Consider the following 25599-nt stretch of genomic DNA (forward strand, 5'->3'; position numbering starts at 1 on the left):
AAATGGAAACGCCGCCCGCACCGGATAAGGATGCGGGCGGGGGCAGGGATCGTTTAATTGCCGGTCGTGGCCTGCTTGATGGCCGCGTCACCGCGCGTGACAATCTTGTCGAGCGCTGTTTTTGCGTCCTGCTTGCCGGCGAGCATCGCCTCGTACTCCTCGTTCATGATGTCGCGCACCTGCGGCAGGTTCACGAGGCGCACGCCCTTGGAGTTTTCCGTCGGCGGCTTGCCCATCATCTGCAGCAGCGGCGTCTCGCGGGCGGGGTTCTTGTCGTAGAAGCCGGATTTCTTGGTTTCCTCATAGGCCGCGATCGTCACCGGCATATAGCCGGAGACCTGATGCAGGCGTGCCTGGATCTTGGTCTGCGAGAGGAAATGGAAGAATTCGGCCACGCCCTTATACTCGGCATCGCTCCTGCCACCGAAGACCCAGAGGCTGGCGCCGCCGGGAATGGTGTTCTGCGGCCCGTGGCCCTCATAATAGGGAAGCTGGCCAATGCCGTAATTCATGCCGGTCTTGACGATGTCGCCAAGGCCGCCGGAGGACTCGGTCAGGATGCCGCATTCGCCGGACATGAACAGCTGCTTGGCTTCCGAAGTGCGGCCGCCGTAACGGAAGACACCATCTTTCGCAAGATCGGCAATCGCCTGGAAGTGCTCGACAAACAGCGGCGCGTTGACGGCAAGCTTCACATCGGTACCACCAAGCCCGTTTTCATTGCTGCCGTAGGAGACGTTGTTCCAGGCGGCGAAGTTTTCGGTCTGGATCCAGGTGAGCCATGTGGAGGTGAAACCGCATTGGGCCGCACCGCTGGTCTTGATCTTCTTGGCGGCTTCGAAAACTTCCGGCCATGTCTTCGGCGGGTTGGCGGCATCGAGGCCGGCCTTCTGGAAGACATCCTTGTTGTAATAGAGGATCGGCGAGGATGAGTTATAGGGGAAGGACAGCATGGTGCCGTCGGGCTTCGAATAATAGGCCACGATGCCAGCCAGATATTCATCCTTGTTGAAGGTGTAGCCACCTTCCTTCAGCACTTCCGCCACCGGCTTGATGGCGCCGGCAGCCCCCATCATCACGCCCGAACCGGCGTCGAAGACCTGAATGATTGCCGGCGGCTGCTTGGCGCGGAAGGCTGCAATGCCGGCATTCAGGGTTTCCGGATAGGTGCCCTTGAAGACGGGCATGATCTTGTAATTTTGCTGGCTTTCGTTGAACTCTTTCGCAAGCGCATCAACGACCTCGTTATTGGCGCCGGTCATGGCGTGCCACCACTGTATCTCCGTCGCAGCGAATGCATTCGATGTGACAAAAAACGAAAGCGCGGATGCCGCAGCGAGGCGGTAGCTGAGTTTTTTCAAGGTGATTCCTCCCGTTTCAAAAACAGTAAAAGATACATGCCCTTATTGCAGCCTTATCCTCCTCGATCCGGCTGCAGGCGACCTTTTCTGTATTAGCGATCCGATTAAAAGCGAACTCTAATGAAAATGCAAGAGAACGTGGAACGATTGAAACGAAAGTGAAGGAAACAGATTTATTGTTCTATTTCACGCGTGCTTTGGTTTTCTCATGTGTTCGGGGCTATGGCGGGCAACAAGGCGTCGGGATTGGCGAAGGCAACGATTAAATGCCCGGAGAAATTTTTGATGGCGATATTGATATGTTATTACATTACAAGTTAGACTCTTTCCTTTAGTTTGCTGATGTGAAGGTGCGGATGTGTTCGGAATGAAACGAAAGAAGGCCATTGAACGCAGGGAAGATTCGGCGGTCACGCCAACCGGCAAGACGGTGCCGGTCACCTTGCTCACCGGCTTTCTGGGGGCGGGCAAGACCACGTTGCTGAACGAGCTTCTGAACGAACCGGCAATGGGTGACGCTGCCGTCATCATCAACGAATTCGGTGCGGTGCCGATTGATCACGGTCTGGTCCGTACGGGTTCGGAGCGATATTTCCGAACCACGACGGGCTGCATCTGCTGCACCGCCACCAGCGATATCCGCACCTCCCTTTACGAGTTGCATCAGGCTTTTCTGGAAGGGATGGTGCCGGAAATCTCGCGGGTCGTCATCGAAACCACCGGCCTTGCCGATCCCGCGCCGATCATCAACAGCCTGATCGCCGGCGGTACACCAGCCACCGGTCTGCGCGACCATATCGTCGCCCGTCACTTTCATCTCTCGGGCGTCGTCACGGCTTTCGACGTCACCTCCGGCCGGGCGATGCTCGATAGTTTCATCGAGGGCTGGAAACAGCTTGCCTTCGCCGATCACATTGTTTTGACCAAAACCGATCTCGCTGACGGGGGCGCGATGAGCCGCGAGAGCCTCTCCGATCTCAATCCGGCTGCGCGCCTGCATGACCGCAATGCGCGCGATTTCGATCTGGTGACGTTGTTTGCGGCGGCGGATTATTCGCTGCGTGGCAAGCCGGAAGACGTGATGGGCTGGCTTGCGGCCGACCGGCTGAGCCTGCATGCGGCTCATCACCACGATATCAACCGCCATGGCGTCGGGATCGAGGCTTTCGATCTCACCTTCGACGGTGCTTTCGATCCGCAGGCGATTGTTACCTTTCTCGAACTTGTCACCAGTAATGTGCATTCCGGCCTGTTGCGGCTCAAGGGAATTTTCGGCGCGACGGATGATCCGGAGCGCCCCGTGGTCGCCCATGCCGTGCAGCACCGGCTTTATCCGTTGACCCGGTTGGAAAGCTGGCCGGATGGCAACCGCTCAACCCGCATCGTCCTGATCGGCATGGATATGCCGCAGCAGCCGATCCGCGATCTCTTCGACACATTGGCCTTGCACGCGGGGCGAAAGGTTTTCCGATGACGACAGACACAAATCCGCTGGCGCGCAGCGGCCCGGCGATCGTCTCGCAGGCCCGCCTTCTGAAGCAATGGGCTCGGGAGCTACTTTGCCTTTCGGAGGACGATATCGTTTCCGTCCACGAGATTTCCTGCGCGCTGCCGGATTGCCCGCCAAAGGAAACCGTGATCCTCATTCTGTCCGCGTCCGGCAAAACCCGGCAATTGTCCATTCACAAGGCGCTGCTGGATGTAGACCGCGCCGATCTCGGTGAGGTCATCGCCGCCGATCCGTTGTGAGGCCAGCCTGCATGCTTGACGGCGGGCGCCATCATCCGGCACTTCAGGAATGACCGCGAGATTCGCGGAAAGTGAAGGATAGGGAATGGCCGATCTGGCGGTATATGCGGGTTTGTTTCTGACGGCGTTCATCGCGGCGACCATCCTGCCCATGCAGTCGGAAGCGGCACTTGCCGGTCTCATCCTCTTGAAATCCCAGCCGGTCTGGCTGCTGGTAGCGGTGGCCAGCGCCGGCAATGTCGCCGGTTCCTTCGCCAACTGGCTGCTCGGCCGTGGCATCGAGCGCTTCCGGCACAAACGCTGGTTTCCCGTCGGGGAGGCCGCGCTGCAACGGGCGCAGAACTGGTACAGGCGTTACGGCAAATGGTCGCTTCTTCTGAGTTGGGCGCCGCTGATCGGTGATCCGCTGACGGTTGCGGCGGGCATCATGAAGGAGCCGCTGCCGGTATTTCTGCTGCTGGTCACCATCGCGAAGGTCGGGCGTTATCTCGCGCTGACACTCGTGACGCTGAATTTTCTCTAAACCTCTCCTCCGTCATGCCGGACTTGATCGCACTGGCCCCCGGATCTAGTCCGGGGTGACGGTGTGCGGATGCTTCGCCTTCACCAAATGCGACCGCATCAGTGGCTTTTGATCAAGCCGCCTGCCGATCCCAGCTTGCGAAAGGATCGGGCAGGTGTCGCCATGCATCCGGCGTGAAGGCCTCGGTATCGATCAGGCAGGCATCGAGCTGGGCGCGGATGCGTGCCTCGCTCATCGGATCTGAGCCGATGAAGACAATTTCCTGCCGACGATCGCCGAAGACCGGATCGAGATAGGGCTTCATCATATCGAGGAACTGTTGTTCGCGTGGCCATTGCTCCTTGGGTACTGCAGACCACCACAGGCCCATCTTGCCGGTGCGCACCAGTGCGCCCGCCTGGCTGATCTCGCCGACATAACCCGGTCGGGTGGCCAGCCAGAAGAACCCCTTGGCGCGCACCACGCCCGGCCAGGCGCGGTCTATGAAGCGTTGGAACAGCACGGGATCGAACGGCTTTTTGGCGCGATAGACGAAGGAGCGGATGCCATATTCCTCGGTTTCGGGGATGTGATCCTTGAAACCGTGCAGTTCCTTGAACCACAGTGGATGCTCTTCGGCTCTGGCGAAATCGAAACGGCCGGTGCCGAGAACCTCTTTCAGCTCCACCTTGCCAAAATCGGCTTCGATGAGTTTCGCATCCGGGTTCAGCCCGACGATGATCTTGCGGGCGGCGTCACGTTGTTCCGGCGTGGCGGTGCCGATCTTGTTCAAAACCACGACATCGGCGAATTCGATCTGCTCCACCAGAAGATCGACGATGGTGCGGTTGTCGCCATCGCCCGCTATCTCACCCCGGTCGGCCAGAAAATCGGAGGAACCGTAATCGTTGAGAAGGTTGGCGGCATCCACCACCGTCACCATCGTGTCGAGATGTGCGACATCGGAAAGGCTGCGGCCGTTTTCATCGCGAAAATCGAAGGTGGCGGCCACCGGAAGTGGTTCCGCAATGCCGGTGGATTCGATCAGCAGATAATCGAAACGACCCTGTTCGGCGAGTGCCCGCACTTCTGTCAAAAGGTCATCGCGCAGCGTGCAACAGATGCAGCCATTGGTCATTTCCACCAATTGCTCTTCCGTGCGCGAAAGATTGGCGCCGCCATCGCGAACCAGTGCCGCGTCGATATTGATCTCGCTCATATCGTTGACGATCAGCGCGACCCGCAGACCATCGCGGTTGGCGAGAATATGGTTCAGAAGCGTCGTTTTGCCAGCGCCGAGAAAGCCGGAAAGCACGGTGACGGGAAGTTTTTTCAACATGGGACCTCGTTCTGTAGCAACGGTCGCGTGGACGTCATGGCGGCCACGGCAGGCGGTTTGGAAACAATGTGGCTCCAGGTCACATCGTTTCTTGATTCGTAACGTAATAACATTACATATGCGCGGCGTGTCAACAGACGGTAGAAAAATTGCATACGGGGTGGAGTCGGACAGTTGCTCGCGGGGATGAGCAAAAAGTGCCCTCTTGTTATTGATGACAAGCCTGGCTCCACACTCAATGTCATCTTCGGGCTTGACCCGAGAATCCACAATCCGGCGTGACCATGGACCCTCGGGTCAAGCCGAGGGTGACGGCGTAGGTGGGGCGCAGGTCACCTTTCCAATAGTTAATGTTATTTCATTACATATTCGTTTGACGAATGTAATAACATTACATATTAGGGGTCATCGAATGAATTCCTGCCCTGGAGGGGTCGATGAACGATCCGTGCCTTGCCTTCAAAAATCTCACACTTGGATATGCCGGCCGCGCAGCGGTGCATCATCTGGATGGCGATATCGTCAAGGGATCGCTCACGGCAGTGGTCGGTGCCAATGGTTCGGGAAAATCGACGCTGATGAAGGGCATTGCCGGCATTCTGAAGCCACTCGGCGGTGAATGCCGTATCAGCCCAAATGTTTCCATCGCCTATCTGCCGCAGCAATCTGAACTCGATCGCTCCTTTCCGGCGCAGGTGCGTGATCTGGTCTCGCTTGGTCTCTGGCCGAAACGCGGCCTGCTCGGCCGTCATCGCCAGTCGGACCGGGCGGCGATGAGCCATGTGCTGGAAGCAGTCGGGCTTTCCGGTTTTGAAAAGCGCAACATTGATTCACTCTCCGGCGGCCAGATGCAACGTGCCTTGTTTGCGCGCGCCATGCTGCAGGATGCACAGCTGATCCTGCTGGACGAGCCCTTCAACGCCGTTGATGAACGCACCGTTGCCGATCTCATGGTGTTGATCAAGACATGGGTTGCGGAAGGGCGCACGGTTCTGGCCGTTCTTCACGATTACGAGCTGGTGCGTCAGCATTTCCCGCAAACTCTTCTGCTTGCCAGACGGTTGGTGGGTTTCGGCCCGACACGGGAGGTTCTGCGGCCAGAAATTCTGCAGCAGGCGCGACGCTTTCATGAGGCATGGGATGGCGATGCCCCCTGGTGCGAGCCCGCTGCTGCAACGGAGGCGGTCGCCTCTGCGGAAAAGCCGCAGGATTTCCCCAAACACTCTCAGGTCCATTCGCATATCCATGTCTGATATCCTCATCGAACCCTTCATCCAGTATGTCTTCATGCAGCGGGCGCTCGGCGGCGCCTTGATCCTTGCGATCAGTTGCGGGCCGGTCGGGGTGTTTCTGATGCTGCGCCGCATGAGCCTGACGGGTGATGCCATGTCGCACGCCATCTTGCCGGGGGCAGCAGTCGGCTTTCTTTTTTACGGTCTGGAGATATTGCCGATGACGATCGGCGGGCTGGTCGTCGGCCTTCTGGTCGCACTCGGAGCCGGTGCGGTGTCGCGTTTCACCATCCAGAAGGAAGACGCCTCGCTGGCTGCATTTTATCTCATTTCGCTGGCGCTCGGGGTGCTACTCGTCTCATGGCGCGGTTCCAGCGTGGATCTCATGCATGTGCTTTTCGGTACGGTGCTGGCGCTGAACAACGAGGCGCTTGGCCTGATTGGCGGCATCTGCATCGTCACGCTGGTGGTGATGACGGTGTTCTGGCGGGCGCTTCTGGCGGAATGCCTCGATCCACTGTTCCTGCGCTCGGTCAGCAACTGGGGCAGTCCGGTACACTTCCTTTTCCTCGCCGTTGTCGTTCTCAATCTTGTCGGCGGGTTTCAGGCGCTCGGAACCCTGCTTTCGGTGGGGCTGATGATGCTGCCCGCCGCCGCCAGCCGCTTCTGGTCCAACCGCGTCGCGCCCATGTGCTTCATCTCGATCGGCATCGGCATGGTCTCGTGTTTTGTCGGCCTGCTTCTGTCCTATCATGCATCGCTGCCCTCAGGTCCGGCGATCATCCTTGCCGCAGGCGTCATCTATGTCCTGTCCATTCTCGTCGGCACACGCGGTGTGCTGCGCGATCTTCTCGATTCCGGTCGTCACAGAACGGCCTGAAAACAGCGTTTGAAAAAGGAGAACCCTTCATGTTCAGAACCCTTCGTCTTGCCACCTGCGCAAGCCTTCTTTCCCTTTCCCCGGTCCTGATGGCGCAGGCTTCGGCTGCCGAACTCAAGGTCGTGGCCAGCTTCTCGATCATTGCCGACTTTGCGAAAAATGTCGGCGGCAACCGCGTTAATATCACCACGATCGTCGGACCGGATGGCGATGCGCACGTCTACGAGCCGCGTCCGGCCGATGCCGTTGCCGTCAGCAAGGCGGATGTGGTGTTGGTGAACGGCTTGGAATTCGAAGGTTTCCTGAAACGGCTGATTGACACCAGCGGCACCAAGGCGCCGGTGGTGGAACTGACCAAGGGTGTGGAGCCGCTCAAGATTTCCGACGAGCCCGCCGGTCACGCGCATCCGGAAGCCGAGGAAGAGGAAGGCCACGACCACAAGGCGGAAGAGGCTGGCCATAGCCATGAGGCAGCTGAAGCGCATGACCACGAAGGACACCATCACGGCGAATTCGATCCGCATGCCTGGCAGTCGATCAAGAACGCGGAAATCTACGTGAAGAATATCGCCGGCGCATTTTGCGAAGTCGACAAGGCCGGTTGCGCCACATACACCGCGAATTCGCAGGCCTATATCGCCAAGCTCGCTGCTTTGAACGAGAAGGTGAAAACCGAGATTGCCGCCATTCCGCCGGAAAAGCGCATCATCATCACATCGCATGATGCCTTCGGTTATTTCGAACATGCCTACGGCCTAGAGTTCCTCGCACCGGAAGGCATCTCGACAGACTCCGAAGCCTCGGCCGCCGATGTCGCCAAGCTGGTCGACCAGATCAAGCATGACAAGGCTTCGGCGATCTTCGTCGAAAACATCACCGACAAGCGGTTGATGGACCAGATTGCCAAGGAAACCGGCCTTAAAGTCGGCGGCACGCTTTATTCCGATGCGCTCTCCAAGGCCGACGGCCCGGCCGCGACCTATATCGATATGGTCAATAACAACATCAATACCATCAAGGCGGCCGTTCTCAGCCAGTAAGACGGGCAATTTCTCTATGAGCTAGGGGAGGGTGGCTTGCGCCGCCCTCTCTGCTTTTTGTGGTGACACCCCTGCTGCTTGCCGGATCCGCTTCTTCGTAGAATGGGCGAGCTTATTCGCCGGCTACGACATGTCTCGAAGCGGTGTCAAAAAACCTTGCGCAGGAAAAACCGACTGTGCGGCCCGGGATAGTTCTCAATCGTGCCGAAGACCTCATAGCCTTGCTTCTTGTAAAATTCGGGAGCCTGAAACGCGAAGGTATCGAGCCAAACCCCGTTGCAACCCTCGCCTTTTGCCCAGTCTTCCGCATCTCGAAGTAACTTCGCCCCCAGATTTTCCCCGCGCATGGCTTCCGGAACGAACAGCAGCTCAATGAAAAGCCAGTCGTAATAGAGCTTTGCCCACAAGCCGCCGCGAATTTCATTTTCGTTGTCGCGGAGGAAAAGCGCGAGCCGCTTGTAATTTTCTTGTCCCGCTTTTGCGAGATTGTAAGCAAGAAGAGGCTCAAGGATAGCCTTTCGATCCTCTTCCGCTGGCTCCAAAACACGCTGAATAGTCACGAAAGGCATTTCCATCTCCATCGATTCCTCACCTTGGGAACAAATCCGATAGTTGATGAATACACGGCTGTCACGTCCGCTGCGAGGAAGAGGGACAGGAGGTCGAGATCGATCTTCATTGTCCAGTGCTGCTAACCATCCAGTCCAGCAGGTGACGGATACCGCCAATGGTCTCGAGCGTTCATATTCTCCCCGTGTACCTGAAAGTCGTCTGTCCAAGCCGTAACCTTCTCGAAAGGAGTGAACGCATGATTTTTGTCTCAAGGACCGGAAACAAGGTAGCCGCCGCGCGCAACCTGCTATCTGCCCTGGCGTTGGTCGTTGCTGTTGTCCCGGCGCAGGCCAGCACAAGTGCTGCGCCGACCTCGGAGGCTGAGGCCCGCAACGGTGCCATCGTTCGCGAGGCCTTCGAAGGGTGGGCAAATGGGAGCGGTAATGTCTTCGATCTCCTGTCGTCCGATGTCCGCTGGACGATCCATGGTTCCGGCCCGGTTGCCGATACCTACAACGGGATCGAGGATTTCATGCAGCGCGGATCGGTTCCCCTCGTCAGCCGCCTGGCATCCCGGTTGAGGCCGGAAGTCCACCATATCTGGGCATTGGAGGACAGGGTTATCGTCCGCTTCGACGCCTCTGCCACCACGACATCGGGTGCGCGCTATAACAACCAGTTCGTGTGGATATTCCGGATGGAGGACGGCTCGGTCGTCGAGGCCGAGGCCTTCCTCGATCTCGTCGCCTATCAGGACGTCGTCGACAACAACGAACCGCGCCAGCAATAGAACATCAGTGGTTCATCGGGGATGACCGCATTCAGCGGTCGTTCCTCACTGAAACACCGGGCATCAAACGGGAGGTGCGACCGTGCAGCTCACATTTGCAGCCCTGATTGCCGCAACGCTTCTGGCCCAGCCCGTAATAGCCGAGGAAACGAAACCGCAAGCGGATCACTCGTATGTCGGTATATGAGTCACCGAAAACGGCCACATTCGCCACGAGATACTTCCGAACGGCCGTTATGTGGAAGCGCACGTCTTTTCAGCGCCACGATGCGAATGAAATCGGATTCGCCTGGAGTCTCGGCGGAGGCGGGCACCCTCGTCATCCGCGAGAAGGCGAGACCAGCATCGGGGGCTAAAGAATCCCTTCGCAAAGGTCCTGGAACTCTTCCTTTAGCGATTTCCGTATCGGTGCTACATACCCTCTTCATGTCCAATACGCTTCACATCTTCACCGACGGCTCCTTCGACGATGCCTCCCAATCCGGAGGATGGGCGTTCGTCGTCCATGAAGGAGGCGACCTGATCCATTCCGCTTCAGGTAAGACGGTTGGCGCATCGAACAATACGTTCGAGGTCCTCGCCGTCCTGAACGCGATGTCCTGGATCGCCGCCGAGGCGCCTGCGCGGGCAGTCACGCTCTGGACGGACGCGGTTCATGTCATCGAAGGCTGTCGCCGATATCGGGTGATCTGGCGGACCAACGGCTGGAAGCGAATCACGCCTAACCAGCACACCCGCCGAAGGTCGATCCCTGACATGGAAATCTGGCAGCAGCTCGACGACCTGCTCGAGCGGCATCCCCATGTGGTCGTGGACTGGTGCAAGGGGCATTCCGGCACTGTCGGTAACGAGCATGCCGATGAGTTAGCGCGTGGGGTCGCCCGCCTGGCGGTGACTTAGCCGGCGGCCATCAGCTGCAGTGCTTCGGCGCCTTAAGCTCTTTACCCCAGCCGTCCTCGGTCTGGACCTTTTCCGTATCGAGCGGTTGCGCCGGTACTTTTTCACCGCGACTTTGGCCCACGGAAATACGCGTGGCTGCTTGAATCCTTTCAGATGCTTTGATGCCATTTCGGAGGCGCAACAGGACATTGTGGAGGGGCGGGACCATTCGCTTCCGTCCTTGCCGGTTGACAATCGATTTACCGTTTGAAATGGTAAGATGTCAGACCAATTCAAAGGGTACGTCTTGGACAAATCCAGCCGCCAACTGATGCAGCCCATTCCGCCGAGCGACCGTGTGCGCCAGGTCGAGGCGGCACTTTCCGATTATGTCGAGAGGGCGGGGCTGAAGGCTGGAGACCGGCTGCCTGCCGAGCGGGAGCTGATGGCGGCGCTGGGCGTCGGGCGTTCCACCATTCGCGAAGTCATCCGCAAGTTTCAGGCGCTGGGCGTCATCGACAGCCGCAAGGGCAGCGGCAATTACCTCTTGAAGCCGATTTCTGCCGCCACCGTGCATATGCCGATTTCCATCGATGCCGAGAGCCTGCGCGACGCGCTGTTGATGACGCTGGAAGTGCGTCGCGGCATTGAGGTGGAGGCGTCCATGGCCGCCGCGCGCCGCCGGACGGCCGAGGATATCGCCACGATGGAAGCGCGGCTCGATGAGATGGAGCGAGTGCATCTGGCCGAAGGAACCTCCGGCAAGGCCGATCTTGCCTTCCATCTTTCGATCTATGACGCCACCCATAATACGCTTTTCAAGCAACTTCTGGAGCAGATGCGCGAAGGTTTCGAACGCTTTTGGTCGAAGCCGTTCGACCGCCCAGATTTCGCCGGCCGCTCCTTTCCATTCCACCGCACGCTGTTCAACGCCATCGCCGCCGGCGATGCGGAGACCGCCCGTGAAGAAACACTGAAAATCCTCGCTGTCGTCGAGGAGGATATCAAGGACATGTCGAAATGAACCAAGGCAACGATCTCTTCGATCCCGCCTCCCTGATCGTCGCCCATGACGAGACCCACGCTTTCGAAGCCGTGGTGCCGCCGCTCGTGCAGACCTCGCTTTTCACCTTTTCCAGCTATGACGAAATGGTCTCCACCTATCGCGGCGAGAAGGTACGACCGGTTTACACCCGCGGGCTGAACCCGACGGTGCGCATGTTCGAGGAAATGCTGGCCAAGCTCGAAGGCGCTGAAGATGCGCTCGGTTTTGCCAGCGGCATGTCTGCTATTTCCTCCACCGTGCTGTCCTTCGTGTCGCCGGGCGATCGCATCGTTGCGGTGCGCCATGTCTATCCCGACGCATTCCGCCTGTTCGGCACCTTCATGCAGCGCATGAATATCGAGGTCGTCTATGTCGATGGCCGCGATGAGGCGGCGGTTGAAAAGGCAATGCCGGGCGCGAAGCTGTTCTATATGGAAAGCCCGACGAGCTGGGTGATGGAAGCCCATGATGTCGGCGCGCTCGCCGCCATCGGCAAGCGTCATGGGGCGGTCACCGTCATCGACAATTCCTGGGCAAGCCCTGTTTTCCAGCAGCCGATTTCGCTCGGTGTCGATCTCGTCGTGCATTCGGCATCGAAATATCTCGGCGGCCACAGCGATGTTGTGTCCGGCGTCGTTGCCGGCTCCAAGGCGATGATCGACCGCATCCGGGCGGAGACCTATCCCTATCTCGGTGGCAAGATGTCGCCCTTCGATGCGTGGTTGCTCATCCGCGGCTTGCGCACCCTGCCGCTGCGCATGAAGGCGCATCAGGCATCGGCGCTGGATATTGCCAGCCGCCTGCAGGCGCTAGATGTGGTAGAGAAGGTCTGCCATCCGGGACTGGCGAACCGTTTGCCGCCCGGCCTTAACGGCACGTCCGGCCTGTTTTCCTTCATTTTCAAGGAAGGGGTGGATGTGCGCGCTTTTGCCGACCGCCTCAAGCTTTTCAAACTGGGTGTTTCCTGGGGCGGGCATGAAAGCCTGATCGTCCCCGGTGAAGTGGTGCTCGAACAGAAGGCGCAGCCGAACTCTGCCCACACGTTCGGCATCAGCGCGCGTTCGGTGCGCCTGCATGTCGGACTGGAGGGCACGGAAGCGCTCTGGAACGATCTCGAACCCGCGATCAAGGCGGCCACGGCCGCCTGACGCGTTTTAAACCTGACGACAAAAACGGGGAGAACGACATGAAAAAACTGGTAGCAGCAGCAATCTTTACCGCCTTGATGACCGGAACGGCGCTGGCGGACACGACCTTGAAACTGGTCGAAGTCATTACAAGTCCCGAGCGAACGGAAACGCTGAAGGGCATCGTTTCGAAGTTCGAAAGCGCCAATCCCGGCACCAAGGTGGAGATCATCTCTCTGCCCTGGAGCGAGGCCTTCCAGAAATTCGCCACGATGGTTTCCGCCGGCGATGTGCCTGATGTGATGGAAATGCCCGATACCTGGCTTTCGCTTTATGCCAATAACGGCATGCTGGAGAGCCTTGAGCCTTATCTTGCCAAGTGGGAACACACCAAGGGTCTGAGCGAGCGCACGCTGGAACTCGGCCGCGACGTGAAGAACACGGCCTATATGTTGCCATACGGCTTTTATCTCCGCGCCATGTTCTACAACAAGAAACTGCTGGAACAGGCCGGCGTGAAGGAACCGCCGAAGACGCTCGACGAGTTTGCCGATGCCTCCAAGAAGGTCGCGGCACTTCCCGGCAAATACGGCTATTGCCTGCGCGGCGGACCGGGTGGCCTTAACGGCTGGGTCATGTTCGGCGCATCCATGGCGGGTTCCAACGAGTTCTTCACCAAGGACGGCACATCCACCTTTGACAGCCCCGGCTGGGTGAAGGGCCTGACCTACGTGATCGATCTCTACAAGAACGGGTTGGCGCCGAAGGACAGCGTCAACTGGGGCTTCAACGAGATCGTCGCGGGCTTTTATTCCGGTACCTGCGCCTTTCTCGATCAGGATCCGGACGCCCTTATCGCCATTGCCCAGCGCATGAAGCCGGAGGATTTCGGTGTCATGACCATGCCGAAGGGACCTGATGGCAAGACCTTCCCGACCATCGGTTTCGCCGGCTGGTCGATCATGTCGGCCTCCGCCAACAAGGACCTCTCGTGGAAACTGGTCGAGACTCTCGAAGGGCCGGAAGGCAATATCGAGTGGAACAAGAAGACGGGCGCGCTGCCGGTGCACAAGTCGGCGGAGAAGGACCCCTTCTATGCCAGCGAGCAGTTCAAGGGCTGGTTCAACGAGCTGGCGGACAAGAACGCCGTGCCGACGAAGATGCCGACCTACCTTGAGGAGTTCGCCTTCTTCAAGGATTCGCTGGTTATCAAGACATCGCAGGAAGCGCTTCTCGGCGATATCACGCCGGAAGAACTCGCCAAGCAATGGGCTGATTACATGACGAAGGCGCAGCAGAAGTTCCTCGCCTCGAAATAAACCACACGGCCGGCCGCGCGGGCAATTGATGTCCGCGCGGCTGTTTGCCGGGCCTTCGGTGCGACAGGCCTTCATCTTGCAATTTTTCGGATCGGCCGGCCAAAGGCTGGAATCCTGTCCGTTCCGTCGTCCGTTCAGGGAGCGATACAATGTCCTATGCCCATGGCGCCGGGCCGGTGGCCGCGCGCAAACCGGCTGGCAAACCAGCGATGCGAAGGTTTGCCGACTGGGCCGAACCCTGGCTCTACAGTGCGCCCGTGCTTGTGCTCATCGTCGCCGTCATGCTGGTGCCGCTGGTGCTCGGCCTGTCCTATGCGTTTCGCGATGTGCAGCTGCTCAATCCTTTTTCCGGCGGCTTCGTCGGCCTGAAACATCTGGAGGCGCTGTCGCAGGACGCGGCCTTTTACCGGGCGCTGAAGAACACGCTGTGGTGGACCGGTGCTTCGGTGTTCCTGCAATTCTTCTTCGGTCTCATTCTGGCGCTGCTGCTGGACAAACCTTTCGCGGGCAGGGGGCTGGCGCAGGCGCTGGTGTTCCTGCCATGGGCCGTGCCAACGTTCCTCGCTGGTCTCAACTGGGCGTGGCTGTTCAACCCCGTCATCGGGCCGCTGCCGCACTGGATGGTCTCGCTCGGCCTTCTCTCCGCGCCGAACAATATTCTCGCCGATCCGCATCTCGCCATGTGGGGACCGATCATTGCCAATGTCTGGTGGGGGATTCCTTTCTTCGCCATCACATTGCTTGCCGCACTTCAGGCGATCCCGCGTGATCTTTATGAGGCCGCTTCCATCGACGGGGCAAACCCGTTGCAGCGCTTCACCTCGATCACCCTGCCGTTTCTGGCGCCCACCATCGCCATCACCGTTTTGTTGCGCACCGTCTGGATTGCCAATTTCGCCGATCTCATCATCGTGATGACCAATGGTGGACCGGCGGACCGTACCCAGATCGTTGCGAGCTACATCTTCACTCAGGCCTTCCGGCGTCTCGATTTCGGTTATGCCTCGGCCATCGCGCTGGTGCTTCTGGTGCTGCTTCTGGCCTATTCCATGCTGATCGTGCTTTTGCGCCAGCGCCTTATCGAGAAGGACTGACCGATGACATCAAGGATATTCCTCACCCTTGCCCATCGTCTGGCGATCCTCGCCTATATCGTCTTTGCGCTGTTTCCGCTGTTCTGGCTGCTCAAGGTTTCCGTCACGCCGAACGACCTGCTTTATAGCGAGGGCGTGCGGATGTGGCCGTCGCATGCGACGCTTGATCACTACCGTTATGTCATAGAAAACAGTGCCTTCCCGACGTTTTTTAAGAACAGTGTCATCGTTGCCGGCTCCACGGCACTTGCCGTAACGGTACTCTCGTCACTGTCAGGTTATGCGCTGTCGCGCTTCCGCTTCAAGGGCAAATACTGGATCGTGGCGCTGATGCTGATTACCCAGATGTTTCCGCTGGTCATGCTGGTCGCGCCGATCTTCAAGATGCTGTCGCCGCTCGGCCTCACCAACAGTCTGACCGGTCTCGTCATCGTCTACACCGCCTTCAACGTGCCCTTTGCCACCTTCCTCATGCAATCCTTCTTCGACGGTATTCCGAAGGATCTGGAAGAGGCGGCGATGATCGATGGGGCAAGCCGGTTTACGGCCTTCCGCCAGATCATCCTGCCGCTGACGCTGCCGGGCATCGCTGCGACGCTGGGCTTCGTTTTCACCGCAGCGTGGAGCGAGCTGCTGTTTGCGCTGATGCTGATTTCGGGCAACCAGAGCGCCACTTTCCCGGTTGGCCTTCTGACCTTCGTGTCGAAATTTTCCGTCGATTTCGGGCAGATGATGGCGGCGGGCGTTCTGGCGCTCATTCCGGCCTGCCTCTTCTTCCTGCTCATTCAACGTTATCTCGTGCAGGGCCTGACGGCCGGCGCGGTGAAAGGATAATCCATGGCTTCCATCGAGCTGAAGAATGTCGGCAAGACCTATGGCGATCTCGCCGTCCTGCACGGGGTCGATCTGAAGATCGAGGACGGAGAATTCATCGTCCTCGTCGGCCCGTCCGGCTGCGGAAAATCGACGCTTTTGCGCATGATCGCCGGTCTGGAAGAGATTTCAGCGGGCGAATTGACCATCGATGGCGAACGCGTCAACGACCGCAAGCCCAAGGACCGGGATATCGCCATGGTGTTCCAGTCCTATGCGCTCTATCCGCATATGAGCGTGGCAGACAATATGAGCTATAGCCTGCGCCTGCGCCGCAGCACCAAGGAAACCATTGCGGCGGCCGTGGCGGGCGCCTCCGCGAAACTCGGCCTCGATCCTTATCTGGCGCGGCGGCCGAAAGCGCTTTCCGGCGGCCAGCGCCAGCGCGTCGCCATGGGCCGCGCCATCGTGCGCCAGCCAAAGGCCTTTCTGTTCGATGAGCCGCTCTCCAACCTCGATGCGCGGCTTCGCGAGCAGATGCGGGCCGAAATCAAGCGCATGCATGCCGATCTCGGAGCCACCTCGGTTTACGTTACCCATGATCAGATCGAGGCGATGACGCTCGCGTCGCGTATCGTCGCGATGAATGCCGGCCATGTGCAGCAGATCGGCGCGCCGCTCGATCTTTACGACCGTCCCGCCAATCTTTTCGTTGCCGGTTTTATCGGATCACCCGGCATGAATTTCCTCGAAGGGCGGATCGGACGGGAGAATGGCGGCAGTTTCGTCGTGCTCGGCGATGGTACGCGCCTTGAACTCGGCCGCGATGTGAAGCTTGCCGATGGTGAACCTGTCACACTAGGGATCCGGCCGGAACATGTCACCGTTACGCCCGCTGAAGGCGGTGTCGAAGCGGCGGTCGATCTGGTCGAACCGACCGGCCTTGGGATCATCCTGCATCTGACCGTGCACGGATTGCCCTTCAAGCTGTTTTCGTCTGATCGGGCGTTGTTGCAGCCGGGCAAATCCCTGCGGGTCGGTTTCCCGCAGGAACGGCTTCATGTCTTTGACAGAGACGGTGTCAGGATCGGCGAGGCCTGACCTCAGGCTTCATATTGCGATGCCCTTATCATCGAACCTGTGTATTTTGGTATCATCGGGAGTGATGAAGACGGTATCGCCATGCCTGCATTCGAACTCGCCGTCGGTGCGTGCGGTGATCGGCCCGATGCCCTGGACCTCGAGATGCAGGAAGGTATCCGAGCCGAGATGTTCGGCGACGGTCACCTTGCCCTGCCACAGCCCGGTTTCCTTCGACAGCACCAGATGCTCTGGCCGCACGCCGGCGGTGGTGGCATTCTTACTGCGGGCGTAGTCGCCGGTCACCAGGTTCATGCGCGGCGAGCCGATGAAGCCGGCGACGAAGAGGTTGCGCGGTGTCTTGTAGAGCTCCATCGGTGAGCCGACCTGCTCGATATTGCCGCGATTGAGGACGACGATCTTGTCGGCCATGGTCATGGCTTCCACCTGGTCGTGGGTGACGTAGATCATCGTCGTTTTCAGCGTGTTGTGCAGCTCGGAGATTTCCAGCCGCATGGTGCCGCGCAGCGCCGCATCGAGGTTGGAGAGCGGCTCGTCAAACAGGAACGCCTTCGGTTCGCGCACGATGGCGCGGCCGATGGCGACACGCTGGCGCTGGCCGCCGGAGAGTTGCGAGGGCCGGCGTTCGAGATAATCGGTGAGGTTTAGGATGCGGGCGGCATCGTCGACCTTCCTGTCGATCACCGCCTTGTCGAGCTTGGCCATCTTCAGCGGGAAGGCGATGTTGTTCCTGACACTCATATGCGGATAAAGCGCATAGGACTGGAACACCATGGCAAGGCCACGCTCGGCCGGGGCCTTTTCGGTGGCGTCCTTGCCGTCGATGACGATTCTGCCGCCGGAGACGTCTTCCAGCCCGGCAATCAGGCGCAGCAGCGTTGACTTGCCGCAGCCGGACGGGCCGACGAAGACGACGAACTCGCCGTCATGGATGTCGAGATCGATCGACGGGATGACTTTTGCCTCGCCGAAGAGCTTGGACACGTTCTGAAGGGAAATGCTGCCCATTATTGTCGTTCCTTATTTCACGGCGCCGAAGGTGAGGCCACGCACGAGTTGTTTCTGCGAGAACCAGCCGATGACGAGAATGGGGGCGATCGCCATCATCGAGGCGGCCGAGAGTTTTGCCCAGAACAACCCCTGCGGTGAGGAGAAGGAGGCGATGAAGGCCGTCAGCGGTGCCGCATTGGTGGTTGTCAGCCGGATGGTCCAGAAGGATTCGTTCCAGGCGAGGATGACGTTCAGAAGCAGCGTCGAGGCGATGCCCGGAACCGCCATTGGGGTGAGCACATGCACGATCTCGTTCCACAGCGATGCGCCATCCATGCGGGCTGCTTCGAGGATCTCGCCGGGGATTTCGCGGAAGTAGGTGTAAAGCATCCACACCACGATCGGCAGGTTGATGAAGGTGAGCATGACGGTGAGGCCGATGCGGGTATCGAGCAGGCCGGCATTGCGGAAGATCAGGTAGATCGGCACCAGCACGGCCACCGCCGGCATCATCTTGGTGGAGAGCATCCACATCAGAATGTCCTTGGTGCGCTTGGTCGGCGAAAACGCCATCGCCCAGGCGGCGGGAATGGCGATGATGAGCGCAATGATCGTCGAGCCGAGCGACAGCACGACAGAGTTCATGAACGGCTTGAAGTAATCGCGCTGGGTCTGCACGGTGATGTAGTTTTCCAGCGTGCCCGAGGGAATGAGGCTGAAGCCTGCGATGGCCTCCGGCTCGGTCTTGATCGAGGTGAGGAAGGCATAAAGGATCGGGAAGAACAGCAAAAGCGCCACGGCCCATGCCGCGATGGAAAAGCCGATCTTTGCGCGTGTGGTTGTCTTGCGGGCCATGATCGGTTCTCCTTAACGGTCGAGGTTCTTGCCGACGGCGCGCATCAGGAAGATGGCGACGATATTGGCGAGCACGACGGCGATGATGCCACCGGCCGATGCGCCGCCGACGTCGTAGCCTAAAAGCGCCGTGCGATAGATGAGGAAGGCAAGGTTGGTCGAGGCATAGCCGGGCCCGCCATTGGTGGTGACGAGGATTTCCGCATAAACGCCGAGCAGGAAGATCGTCTGGATCAGAATGACGACGGTGATGGCGCGGGCCAGATGCGGCAGCGTCAGGTAGACGAAGCGATTGATGAAGTTGGCGCCATCCATCTCGGCCGCTTCCTTCTGCTCGCCATCAAGCGACTGCAGGGCGGTCAGGAGGATCAGCGTTGCAAAAGGCAGCCATTGCCAGGCGACGATGATGACGATGGAGAGCAGCGGAAACTGCGCGAACCAGTCGACCGGCTGCAGGCCGAAGAAGCGCGAGAGATCGGCGAGCACCCCATAACCGGGATGCATGATCATGTTCTTCCACACCAGTGCTGCCACCGGCGGCATGACGAAGAACGGCGAGATGATCATGATGCGCACGATGCCCTGGCCGAAGATGTCATTGTCGAGCAAAAGCGCAATGGCGATGCCGCCGATGACGGTGATCAAAAGCACGCCGCCGACGATCAGCAGCGTGTTCCAGATCGACTGGAAGAAGGCCGGATCGGTGTAGAAATACTGGTAATTGAACAGGCCGGCGAAGCTGACATTGGCAGGGTTGAGGAGATTGTAGTTCTGGAACGAAAACCACAGGGTCATCGCCAGAGGCACGATCATCCACACCAGAAGCAGCAGCACCGATGGCGCAAGCATAACCCGCGCAAGACCGCTCGTGTTTCGTGTTGCCATTGGTAGTCCCCTCCATGACCAATACCCGCAACGTCCCCGCCGGGACATCCGAATTTAACTTGACGATTGTCTTAGCAGCGACCTTCGCCCGTCGCCGCATGATAGGTTGCTAGCACCTGATCCACCGCGGCGATCAGAACCTCCTCCATATCCTTGCCTGCAACCGTGGCGAGCGGAAGCTCGCCGAGGTATTGGCGCAGCAGCGTTTCGGGAATTGTCTTCCCGTCAAGCGCCTTATGCAAGGCGGAAACGGCTGCGAGCGCCTCGGGCCTTGTCCAGTAATAGCGAATGCGGTCGCTGTAGCTATAGTGACGCTGCAATCTGAGCGTGATGTCGTTGCCATGGTAATGGCCCTGCCAGTCGCCCGGCGTGGCGAGCATCAGCTTCTCCATGGCTCGCGCCAGCGGCCGCTCGCCATAATTTTCGATCATCTCGGATGCGATCATGTCCAGCGCGTAAAGTGCTTCCCGGTAAGCGAAGGTGAGGCCCGGTCCGACCTTGAGGATCGGATAACCGTCGCGCACCAGTGCGGCGAGGGCAGGTTCGGTCTGGTAATCGGTGGAGTGGGCCTCGAAGACCAGTTGCGGTTCGCCCTCCAGTACGGCGCTCAAGTCTGTCGCGGCTTGCGGATCGTAAGGGACGACATTATCGCTGCCGAATTCCACGCCGGGCTGAACGACAAAGGCGATCACCCGTTCGAACGCCTGCGAAAGACCGTACTGCGCGAATATCTCGCGGTGAAGATCGATGGTCTTACGCGCCGCTTGCGGTTCCGTTGGCGCAACCGTGTCGAGCACATGATCGGCGCCGCCCGGCACCGGCACTTCCGTGCCGAGTATGTAGAGCGGTTTCGGCAGACCCGCCTCAGTCGCGGCTTTTTCGGCGACAGCCGCGAGTTTCGCGGCGCGGTTGGCGATCGTCAGGTCGTCCAGCGCTGCCGGTTCGCCGGCGCAACCCATCGACGCATCGAGATGGATCTTGCGAAAACCCGCTGTCACATAGGCTTCAACCATGGCCGCGGCTTTTGTCAGAGCCTCCTCGGCCTTTTCCCTGCGCCAGGGATTGGGGCCGAGATGATCGCCGCCGAAAATCAGCAGTTCGCGGGGCAACCCTTCTTCCCCAGCTATGGCGTTGACGAAGGCGACGAAGTCGCGCGGCGTCATGCCGGTATAACCGCCGAGATGATTGACCTGATTGCAGGTCGCCTCGATCAGCACGGGCGTTCGACTGGCAGCGGCGCGGCGGATTGCGGCGCGCAGAACGACAGGGTGGGCTGAGCAGACCGAGGTAATGCCAGCGGGTTTGCCGGCACGGCGGGCGGCGGCGAGATTTTCGAGAACGGCGGTCATAGGGCTTCCTCTGACAGTTGCGCGGCCAGGAAGGCGTCGAGTTCGGAAAGGCTAGCGGCGCCCTCCATCGGGCCGCGCCTGATAACGTTGTGCGCGCCTGATGCATTGGCATAAGCGAGCGCCTTTTTCGGGATGCATGCCGAGGCGGCGGCAGGTGAGGTAGGTTGCACCGAAACAGTCGCCCGCACCGGTCGGATCGATTTCGGTGACCGTCAGTCCAGGGGCGTCAATGCGGCCATGGGCGCGGCTGAAGTGGCTTGCCCCGCCGGCACCGCGTTTCAGCACGATCTCGCCGATACCGGAGGCGAGGAGCTTTTCTATCGCTGCGTCCTCGTCATCCAAACCGGAGGCGGCCTGAAGTTCTTCGCCGGAAGGCAGCAGAAGATCGGTGACATCAAGGAGATCGTCGATCAACTTGCGGCCCTCGTTGCCCTGCACCAGTTCCTTGCGGATGTTCGGATCGAAAGACACGGAGCCGCCGCGCGCCTTGACGCTTTTGATCGCCTCCAGAATGATCTCGCCGATACCGGCAATCGCAAATGCCGATCCCATGACGTGCACATGGCCCGCCTGTTCGATGAGAGCCCGCGCTTTATCAGTCATGTGCGTTTCGCGCGCCGCCGAGTGGGCGATGTTGAAAACGAAGTCCCGCGCGCCGTTTTCCCTGTAACGTACGAAAGCGCTGCCGGTTGGCCGATCCGTTATGGTGGCGATAGCCGATACGTCGACGCCGTCGCGTCGCAGCCGCTCGATGTTGAGGCGGCCGAAATCGTCGTCGCCCACCGCGGCGATGATGCCGGCGGTTCCGCCGCAACGCGCAACCTGATCGATGAAGATGGCGGGCGCGCCGCTCGGAAAGGGACCGATCAGCGATTGCGGCTCAAGAAAGCCGTTACCCACCGTCGTCGCCATGATTTCCACGAGGATTTCACCCGCCGTGATGGTCGGGCCTTTCGTGTGCGGCGCCAGTGCGGATACCTGCCTCATCGTTTCCTCCATATGCATTCGGTCCCCGTCCTTCCGGGCGGGTGCAAATTCCCGGATATTCGGGTCTGTTACTTTCCGGATATCAGTTAAAATTTACGCGCGTCAAGATATTGATTGATGAAATTTTTGCTGCAATGCAACAGGATTAGCGTGTCGTATAATAATTTTAGACGCTATTATCGCGGTAAATACAGTAAGTTATACTTGTTTGATTGGGTCGCATTGCCTTTTCGTTTATTTTTGGATGTTGACAATCAGCGTGGATTTGCGAGATAAAAATTTACGCATGTACTTTTATGCGTGGACATCCGTAAAGGAGGAGCGGGTCTCATGAGCAAATTCATTGGAATTCTGTCGTCGTCTGTGGTTGGAGCGGGCCTTTTGGCCGGAATTGCGCAGGCGGAAGAAATCAACATCGCCACCGTCAACAATGGCGACATGATCATCATGCAGAAGCTTTCCAGCGCCTGGGAGAAGGAAACTGGAAACAAGATCAACTGGATCGTGCTGGAAGAGAATGTTCTGCGCGAACGCGTCACCACCGATATCGCCACCAATGGCGCCCAGTTCGACATCATGACCATCGGCGGTTATGAAGCGCCGATCTGGGGCAAGCAGGGCTGGCTGGCGCCTGTCGATGATCTCGGCAACGATTACGATTACGCCGACCTGCTTGATCCGATCAAGAAAGGTCTGACGGTGGATGGCAAGCTTTACGCCGTGCCGTTTTATACCGAAAGCTCGTTCACCCTTTACCGCAAGGACCTGTTCGACGCGGCCGGCCTGAAGATGCCTGATAATCCGAGCTACGATCAGATCAAGGACTTCGCTGCCAAGTTGACCGACAAGTCGAAACAGCAATATGGCATTTGCCTGCGCGGCAAGCCGGGCTGGGGCGAGAACATGGCTTTCCTCGGCACCATGATCAACACCTATGGCGGACGCTGGTTCGACATGGACTGGAAACCGCAGCTGACGAGCGAGCCGTGGAAAAAGGCGATCTCGGATTACGTGGCGCTGATGACCTCCTACGGCCCGCCCGGTGCGGCCACCAATGGCTTCAACGAGAACCAGACGCTGTTCGCATCCGGCCATTGCGCCATGTGGATCGACGCCACCTCGGCTGCGGGACGTATCTACGATCCCAAACAGAGCCAGGTTGCCGACAAGACCGCTTTCACGCGCGCTCCGGTGGAGGCAACACCGAACGGGTCTAGCTGGTCCTGGTCGTGGAACCTGGCCATTCCGAACACCTCGAAGAAGCTCGAAACCGCCAAGTCCTTCGTAAAATGGGCGACCTCGAAGGATTATGTGAAGATGGTCGGCGAGAGCGAAGGCTGGGTCGCGGTGCCGCCCGGCACGCGCAAATCCACCTATGACCTGCCGGAATACAAGAAGGCCGCGCCTTTTGCGGATACGGTATTGAAAGCCATCATGTCCGCCGATCCGTCGAAGCCGACAAAGGATCCGGTTCCCTATACCGGCGTACAGTTCGTCGCCATACCGGAATTCCAGTCGATCGGTACGGTTGTCGGCCAGCAGATTGCAGCAGCCCTTTCCGGCCAGCAGACCGTCGATACGGCGCTTGAAGGCGCACAGAAACAGGTCGAGCGTGACATGACCCGCGCGGGCTACATCAAGTAGCCGCGTCCTCCCCGGCCTGCCGCCCGTTCGCCTTCCGGCGGCGGGCGGCATGGGCCACCCCGCCGCAATGCCGGTGGACACAAGGCGCCTGATCGCGCCATCCATTTGCAGTTCAGCACAAAGCGCGTTGGAGTTTTTGGCCCACCGCGCATCTATCACGGAGATCGACATGAGATTGAACAACAAGGTCGCGCTGATTACCGGCGCTGCCCGCGGCATCGGCCTTGGTTTTGCGCAGGCTTTTTCCGATGAGGGTGCAAAGGTCATCATCGCCGATATCGATATCGCGCGCGCGACGGCCTCTGCCGCCGCCATCGGCCCTTCCGCCAAGGCCGTCCGGCTGGACGTGACGGACCTCGGTCAGATCGATGCGGTGGTGAAGGCGGTCGATGAGGAATTCGGCGGCATCGATATTCTCGTCAACAATGCCGCAATCTTCGACATGGCGCCGATCAACGGCATTACAGAAGAGAGTTATGAGCGGGTTTTCGACATCAATCTCAAGGGACCGCTTTTCATGATGAAGGCCGTCTCCAATGTCATGATCGCCCGTGCGCGCGGCGGCAAGATCATCAATATGGCAAGCCAGGCCGGCCGGCGCGGCGAGGCGCTCGTCACGCTTTATTGTGCTTCCAAGGCCGCAATCATTTCCGCCACGCAGTCAGCGGCGCTGGCGCTCGTCAAACATGGCATCAACGTCAACGCGATCGCGCCGGGTGTCGTGGATGGCGAGCATTGGGAAGTGGTCGATGCGCATTTCGCCAAATGGGAAGGCCTGAAACCGGGAGAGAAGAAGGCGGCGGTGGCCAAATCTGTGCCGATCGGCCGTTTCGCGACGCCAGACGACATCAAGGGGCTTGCGGTATTCCTCGCCTCTTCCGACAGCGACTATATCCTCGCCCAGACATATAATGTCGACGGCGGCAACTGGATGAGCTGAGAAGCCGGAGATGACCATGCATGCCATTCAATTCGTCGAGAAGGGACGCGCCCTGTTGGCGGAAGTTCCGGTTGCCGATCTTCCACCGGGCCACGCCCTCGTGCGTGTAAAGGCTTCAGGGCTCTGCCACACCGATATCGACGTCCTCCATGCGCGTTACGGCGACGGTGCTTTTCCCGTCATTCCGGGGCATGAATATGCTGGCGAAGTCGCGACCGTAGCTGCCGATGTCGCGGGCATCAAGGTCGGTGACCGGGTTGTCGTTGATCCCAATCTGCCGTGTGGTATCTGCCCCAGTTGCAGGAAAGGGCTTACCAACCTTTGCAGTACGCTGAAGGCCTATGGCGTTTCCCATAATGGCGGCTTTGCGGAATTCAGCGTGGTGCGCGCCGACCAACTGCACGGCATCGGTTCCATGCCCTATCATGTCGCCGCACTTGCCGAACCGCTCGCCTGCGTCGTCAACGGCATGCAGAGCGCTGGGATTGGCGAGAGTGGGGCGGTGCCGGCCAACGCCCTTGTTTTCGGTGCCGGTCCCATTGGTCTGCTGCTCGCCCTGTCGCTGAAATCACGCGGCATCGCGACGGTGACGATTGCTGACATCAATGAAAGCCGGCTTGCCTTCGCCGAAAGTCTCGGGCTTCAGACCGCGGTTTCCGGGTCTGAAGCGCTCCTGCGGCAACAGAAGTCGTTCGATTTCGTGGCCGATGCGACCGGTATTGCCCCCGTTGCGGAAGCGATGGTCCCGCTGGTTGCCGATGGTGGCACGGCGCTGTTCTTCGGCGTCTGCGCGCCGGATGCCCGCATTTCGGTTGCGCCCTTCGAAATCTTCCGGCGGCAGCTGAAGCTTGTCGGTTCACATTCGCTGAACCGCAACATACCGCAGGCGCTTGCCATTCTGGAAACGGATGGCGATGTCATGGCGCGGCTGGTGTCGCACCGGCTGCCGCTTTCGGAGATGCTGCCGTTCTTTATGACGAAGCCGTCCGATCCGGCCACGATGAAAGTGCAATTTACGGCCGAATAGTCGTTTGGCCGTTGATAACCGCATTCGACCGGCTTTTCGTGCGAAGGCCGGTCGATATAGAGTACCACATGTAATATTTCATGGGGGCAAGCACTTTGG

Annotated in this window: 24 protein-coding genes and 1 pseudogene; 17 read left to right on the forward strand and 8 right to left on the reverse strand. The window is 59.2% G+C overall.

The window, feature by feature from the left end:
• Nucleotides 1-53 precede the first annotated feature (53 nt).
• A complete protein-coding gene (gene ugpB / locus RBH10_RS08580; RefSeq protein WP_281037839.1) occupies nucleotides 54-1367 on the reverse strand; it encodes a sn-glycerol-3-phosphate ABC transporter substrate-binding protein UgpB in 1314 nt (437 codons plus the stop codon).
• Between the two features lie 361 nt (nucleotides 1368-1728).
• Here ugpB and RBH10_RS08585 point away from each other — a divergent pair, with 361 nt between their 5' ends.
• The 3 genes from RBH10_RS08585 (at nucleotide 1729) to RBH10_RS08595 (ending at nucleotide 3633) form a co-directional block, all read left to right on the forward strand.
• Nucleotides 1729-2835 (forward strand): GTP-binding protein, encoded by a 1107-nt coding sequence (locus tag RBH10_RS08585; RefSeq protein ID WP_281037418.1) that lies wholly within the window; start codon nucleotides 1729-1731, stop codon nucleotides 2833-2835.
• Nucleotides 2832-3110, forward strand: coding sequence for a hypothetical protein (locus RBH10_RS08590; RefSeq protein ID WP_281037417.1), 279 nt, complete (start codon nucleotides 2832-2834; stop codon nucleotides 3108-3110). The genes RBH10_RS08585 and RBH10_RS08590 overlap by 4 nt, the downstream gene beginning before the upstream one ends.
• An 85-nt stretch (nucleotides 3111-3195) precedes the next feature.
• A complete protein-coding gene (locus RBH10_RS08595) occupies nucleotides 3196-3633 on the forward strand; it encodes a YqaA family protein (protein WP_281037416.1) in 438 nt (145 codons plus the stop codon).
• Between the two features lie 112 nt (nucleotides 3634-3745).
• Here the strand turns inward: RBH10_RS08595 and RBH10_RS08600 are convergent, their stop codons facing one another.
• Entirely contained in the window at nucleotides 3746-4951 is a 1206-nt protein-coding gene (locus tag RBH10_RS08600) for a GTP-binding protein (protein WP_281037415.1), read from the reverse strand.
• Between the two features lie 437 nt (nucleotides 4952-5388).
• On the opposite strand from RBH10_RS08600, the gene aztA reads away from it, so the two are divergent.
• The 3 genes from aztA to aztC are packed head-to-tail and all read left to right on the forward strand — an operon-like array spanning nucleotide 5389 to nucleotide 8103.
• Nucleotides 5389-6204: a zinc ABC transporter ATP-binding protein AztA gene (gene aztA / locus RBH10_RS08605; protein ID WP_281037414.1), complete on the forward strand. Its 816-nt coding sequence runs from the start codon at nucleotides 5389-5391 to the stop codon at nucleotides 6202-6204.
• On the forward strand, nucleotides 6197-7063 hold the full coding sequence (gene aztB, locus RBH10_RS08610; protein ID WP_281037413.1) for a zinc ABC transporter permease AztB: 867 nt from the start codon (nucleotides 6197-6199) through the stop codon (nucleotides 7061-7063). Before aztA ends, aztB begins: the two co-directional genes overlap by 8 nt.
• 29 nt (nucleotides 7064-7092) lie before the next feature.
• Complete coding sequence (gene aztC, locus RBH10_RS08615) at nucleotides 7093-8103, forward strand: zinc ABC transporter substrate-binding protein AztC (protein ID WP_281037412.1); 1011 nt, start codon at nucleotides 7093-7095, stop codon at nucleotides 8101-8103.
• A 146-nt stretch (nucleotides 8104-8249) separates the two neighbouring features.
• Here aztC and RBH10_RS08620 read toward each other — a convergent pair whose 3' ends face one another.
• Nucleotides 8250-8684 carry a GNAT family N-acetyltransferase gene (locus tag RBH10_RS08620; RefSeq protein WP_281037411.1) on the reverse strand — a complete coding sequence of 145 codons (435 nt, stop codon included), beginning with the start codon at nucleotides 8682-8684 and terminating at the stop codon, nucleotides 8250-8252.
• Nucleotides 8685-8911: 227 nt separating this feature from the next.
• Here RBH10_RS08620 and RBH10_RS08625 point away from each other — a divergent pair, with 227 nt between their 5' ends.
• The 8 genes from RBH10_RS08625 to RBH10_RS08665 all read left to right on the forward strand — a co-directional run bounded on the left by RBH10_RS08625 (nucleotide 8912) and on the right by RBH10_RS08665 (nucleotide 16823).
• A complete protein-coding gene (locus tag RBH10_RS08625; RefSeq protein WP_281037410.1) occupies nucleotides 8912-9445 on the forward strand; it encodes a nuclear transport factor 2 family protein in 534 nt (177 codons plus the stop codon).
• Between the two features lie 426 nt (nucleotides 9446-9871).
• Nucleotides 9872-10345: a ribonuclease H gene (locus RBH10_RS08635; RefSeq protein WP_281037409.1), complete on the forward strand. Its 474-nt coding sequence runs from the start codon at nucleotides 9872-9874 to the stop codon at nucleotides 10343-10345.
• A 310-nt stretch (nucleotides 10346-10655) separates the two neighbouring features.
• On the forward strand, nucleotides 10656-11348 hold the full coding sequence (locus RBH10_RS08640) for a FadR/GntR family transcriptional regulator (RefSeq protein ID WP_162686919.1): 693 nt from the start codon (nucleotides 10656-10658) through the stop codon (nucleotides 11346-11348).
• Entirely contained in the window at nucleotides 11345-12517 is a 1173-nt protein-coding gene (locus RBH10_RS08645; protein WP_281037408.1) for a PLP-dependent transferase, read from the forward strand. The genes RBH10_RS08640 and RBH10_RS08645 overlap by 4 nt, the downstream gene beginning before the upstream one ends.
• 38 nt (nucleotides 12518-12555) lie before the next feature.
• Nucleotides 12556-13815 (forward strand): sugar ABC transporter substrate-binding protein, encoded by a 1260-nt coding sequence (locus RBH10_RS08650; protein ID WP_281037407.1) that lies wholly within the window; start codon nucleotides 12556-12558, stop codon nucleotides 13813-13815.
• A 149-nt stretch (nucleotides 13816-13964) separates the two neighbouring features.
• Nucleotides 13965-14909: a carbohydrate ABC transporter permease gene (locus tag RBH10_RS08655; protein ID WP_003510397.1), complete on the forward strand. Its 945-nt coding sequence runs from the start codon at nucleotides 13965-13967 to the stop codon at nucleotides 14907-14909.
• Nucleotides 14910-14912: 3 nt separating this feature from the next.
• Nucleotides 14913-15743, forward strand: a complete 831-nt coding sequence (locus RBH10_RS08660; RefSeq protein WP_003510396.1) for a carbohydrate ABC transporter permease — start codon at nucleotides 14913-14915, stop codon at nucleotides 15741-15743.
• A 3-nt stretch (nucleotides 15744-15746) separates the two neighbouring features.
• Entirely contained in the window at nucleotides 15747-16823 is a 1077-nt protein-coding gene (locus tag RBH10_RS08665) for an ABC transporter ATP-binding protein (protein WP_281037406.1), read from the forward strand.
• 9 nt (nucleotides 16824-16832) lie between these two features.
• Here RBH10_RS08665 and RBH10_RS08670 read toward each other — a convergent pair whose 3' ends face one another.
• The 5 genes and pseudogenes from RBH10_RS08670 to RBH10_RS08690 all read right to left on the reverse strand — a co-directional run bounded on the left by RBH10_RS08670 (nucleotide 16833) and on the right by RBH10_RS08690 (nucleotide 21907).
• The gene (locus RBH10_RS08670; protein ID WP_306180521.1) at nucleotides 16833-17831 is read right to left on the reverse strand and encodes an ABC transporter ATP-binding protein; all 999 of its coding nucleotides are present in this window, start codon (nucleotides 17829-17831) and stop codon (nucleotides 16833-16835) included.
• Between the two features lie 12 nt (nucleotides 17832-17843).
• Nucleotides 17844-18668, reverse strand: a complete 825-nt coding sequence (locus tag RBH10_RS08675) for a carbohydrate ABC transporter permease (RefSeq protein WP_111782392.1) — start codon at nucleotides 18666-18668, stop codon at nucleotides 17844-17846.
• 12 nt (nucleotides 18669-18680) lie between these two features.
• The gene (locus RBH10_RS08680) at nucleotides 18681-19553 is read right to left on the reverse strand and encodes a carbohydrate ABC transporter permease (protein ID WP_111789198.1); all 873 of its coding nucleotides are present in this window, start codon (nucleotides 19551-19553) and stop codon (nucleotides 18681-18683) included.
• Between the two features lie 71 nt (nucleotides 19554-19624).
• Nucleotides 19625-20902: a D-tagatose-bisphosphate aldolase, class II, non-catalytic subunit gene (locus tag RBH10_RS08685; RefSeq protein ID WP_281039331.1), complete on the reverse strand. Its 1278-nt coding sequence runs from the start codon at nucleotides 20900-20902 to the stop codon at nucleotides 19625-19627.
• Nucleotides 20899-21907 (reverse strand): annotated as a pseudogene (locus tag RBH10_RS08690) (sugar kinase). The gene RBH10_RS08685 and the pseudogene RBH10_RS08690 overlap by 4 nt, the downstream one beginning before the upstream one ends.
• A gap of 312 nt (nucleotides 21908-22219) precedes the next feature.
• On the opposite strand from RBH10_RS08690, the gene RBH10_RS08695 reads away from it, so the two are divergent.
• The 3 genes from RBH10_RS08695 (at nucleotide 22220) to RBH10_RS08705 (ending at nucleotide 25500) form a co-directional block, all read left to right on the forward strand.
• Nucleotides 22220-23533: a sugar ABC transporter substrate-binding protein gene (locus RBH10_RS08695; protein WP_281039333.1), complete on the forward strand. Its 1314-nt coding sequence runs from the start codon at nucleotides 22220-22222 to the stop codon at nucleotides 23531-23533.
• A gap of 169 nt (nucleotides 23534-23702) precedes the next feature.
• Nucleotides 23703-24473, forward strand: coding sequence for a galactitol 2-dehydrogenase (locus RBH10_RS08700; RefSeq protein ID WP_045021621.1), 771 nt, complete (start codon nucleotides 23703-23705; stop codon nucleotides 24471-24473).
• A 16-nt stretch (nucleotides 24474-24489) separates the two neighbouring features.
• On the forward strand, nucleotides 24490-25500 hold the full coding sequence (locus RBH10_RS08705) for a D-altritol 5-dehydrogenase (protein WP_281039334.1): 1011 nt from the start codon (nucleotides 24490-24492) through the stop codon (nucleotides 25498-25500).
• Nucleotides 25501-25599 lie beyond the last annotated feature (99 nt).

The sequence above is a fragment of the Rhizobium sp. AN73 genome, assembly GCF_030757975.1.
GTDB classification, from domain to species: Bacteria; Pseudomonadota; Alphaproteobacteria; order Rhizobiales; family Rhizobiaceae; genus Agrobacterium; species Agrobacterium arsenijevicii.

What these genes read in the sequence shown, in the direction of transcription:
- RBH10_RS08585 (WP_281037418.1), top strand. Translation starts at nt 1,729, where the DNA reads ATGAAACGAAAGAAGGCCATTGAACGCAGGGAAGATTCGGCGGTCACG.
- RBH10_RS08590 (WP_281037417.1), top strand. Translation starts at nt 2,832, where the DNA reads ATGACGACAGACACAAATCCGCTGGCGCGCAGCGGCCCGGCGATCGTC.
- RBH10_RS08595 (WP_281037416.1), top strand. Translation starts at nt 3,196, where the DNA reads ATGGCCGATCTGGCGGTATATGCGGGTTTGTTTCTGACGGCGTTCATC.
- RBH10_RS08600 (WP_281037415.1), bottom strand. Translation starts at nt 4,951, where the DNA reads ATGTTGAAAAAACTTCCCGTCACCGTGCTTTCCGGCTTTCTCGGCGCT.
- aztA (WP_281037414.1), top strand. Translation starts at nt 5,389, where the DNA reads ATGAACGATCCGTGCCTTGCCTTCAAAAATCTCACACTTGGATATGCC.
- aztB (WP_281037413.1), top strand. Translation starts at nt 6,197, where the DNA reads ATGTCTGATATCCTCATCGAACCCTTCATCCAGTATGTCTTCATGCAG.
- aztC (WP_281037412.1), top strand. Translation starts at nt 7,093, where the DNA reads ATGTTCAGAACCCTTCGTCTTGCCACCTGCGCAAGCCTTCTTTCCCTT.
- RBH10_RS08620 (WP_281037411.1), bottom strand. Translation starts at nt 8,684, where the DNA reads ATGGAGATGGAAATGCCTTTCGTGACTATTCAGCGTGTTTTGGAGCCA.
- RBH10_RS08625 (WP_281037410.1), top strand. Translation starts at nt 8,912, where the DNA reads ATGATTTTTGTCTCAAGGACCGGAAACAAGGTAGCCGCCGCGCGCAAC.
- RBH10_RS08635 (WP_281037409.1), top strand. Translation starts at nt 9,872, where the DNA reads ATGTCCAATACGCTTCACATCTTCACCGACGGCTCCTTCGACGATGCC.
- RBH10_RS08640 (WP_162686919.1), top strand. Translation starts at nt 10,656, where the DNA reads ATGCAGCCCATTCCGCCGAGCGACCGTGTGCGCCAGGTCGAGGCGGCA.
- RBH10_RS08645 (WP_281037408.1), top strand. Translation starts at nt 11,345, where the DNA reads ATGAACCAAGGCAACGATCTCTTCGATCCCGCCTCCCTGATCGTCGCC.
- RBH10_RS08650 (WP_281037407.1), top strand. Translation starts at nt 12,556, where the DNA reads ATGAAAAAACTGGTAGCAGCAGCAATCTTTACCGCCTTGATGACCGGA.
- RBH10_RS08655 (WP_003510397.1), top strand. Translation starts at nt 13,965, where the DNA reads ATGTCCTATGCCCATGGCGCCGGGCCGGTGGCCGCGCGCAAACCGGCT.
- RBH10_RS08660 (WP_003510396.1), top strand. Translation starts at nt 14,913, where the DNA reads ATGACATCAAGGATATTCCTCACCCTTGCCCATCGTCTGGCGATCCTC.
- RBH10_RS08665 (WP_281037406.1), top strand. Translation starts at nt 15,747, where the DNA reads ATGGCTTCCATCGAGCTGAAGAATGTCGGCAAGACCTATGGCGATCTC.
- RBH10_RS08670 (WP_306180521.1), bottom strand. Translation starts at nt 17,831, where the DNA reads ATGGGCAGCATTTCCCTTCAGAACGTGTCCAAGCTCTTCGGCGAGGCA.
- RBH10_RS08675 (WP_111782392.1), bottom strand. Translation starts at nt 18,668, where the DNA reads ATGGCCCGCAAGACAACCACACGCGCAAAGATCGGCTTTTCCATCGCG.
- RBH10_RS08680 (WP_111789198.1), bottom strand. Translation starts at nt 19,553, where the DNA reads ATGGCAACACGAAACACGAGCGGTCTTGCGCGGGTTATGCTTGCGCCA.
- RBH10_RS08685 (WP_281039331.1), bottom strand. Translation starts at nt 20,902, where the DNA reads ATGACCGCCGTTCTCGAAAATCTCGCCGCCGCCCGCCGTGCCGGCAAA.
- RBH10_RS08695 (WP_281039333.1), top strand. Translation starts at nt 22,220, where the DNA reads ATGAGCAAATTCATTGGAATTCTGTCGTCGTCTGTGGTTGGAGCGGGC.
- RBH10_RS08700 (WP_045021621.1), top strand. Translation starts at nt 23,703, where the DNA reads ATGAGATTGAACAACAAGGTCGCGCTGATTACCGGCGCTGCCCGCGGC.
- RBH10_RS08705 (WP_281039334.1), top strand. Translation starts at nt 24,490, where the DNA reads ATGCATGCCATTCAATTCGTCGAGAAGGGACGCGCCCTGTTGGCGGAA.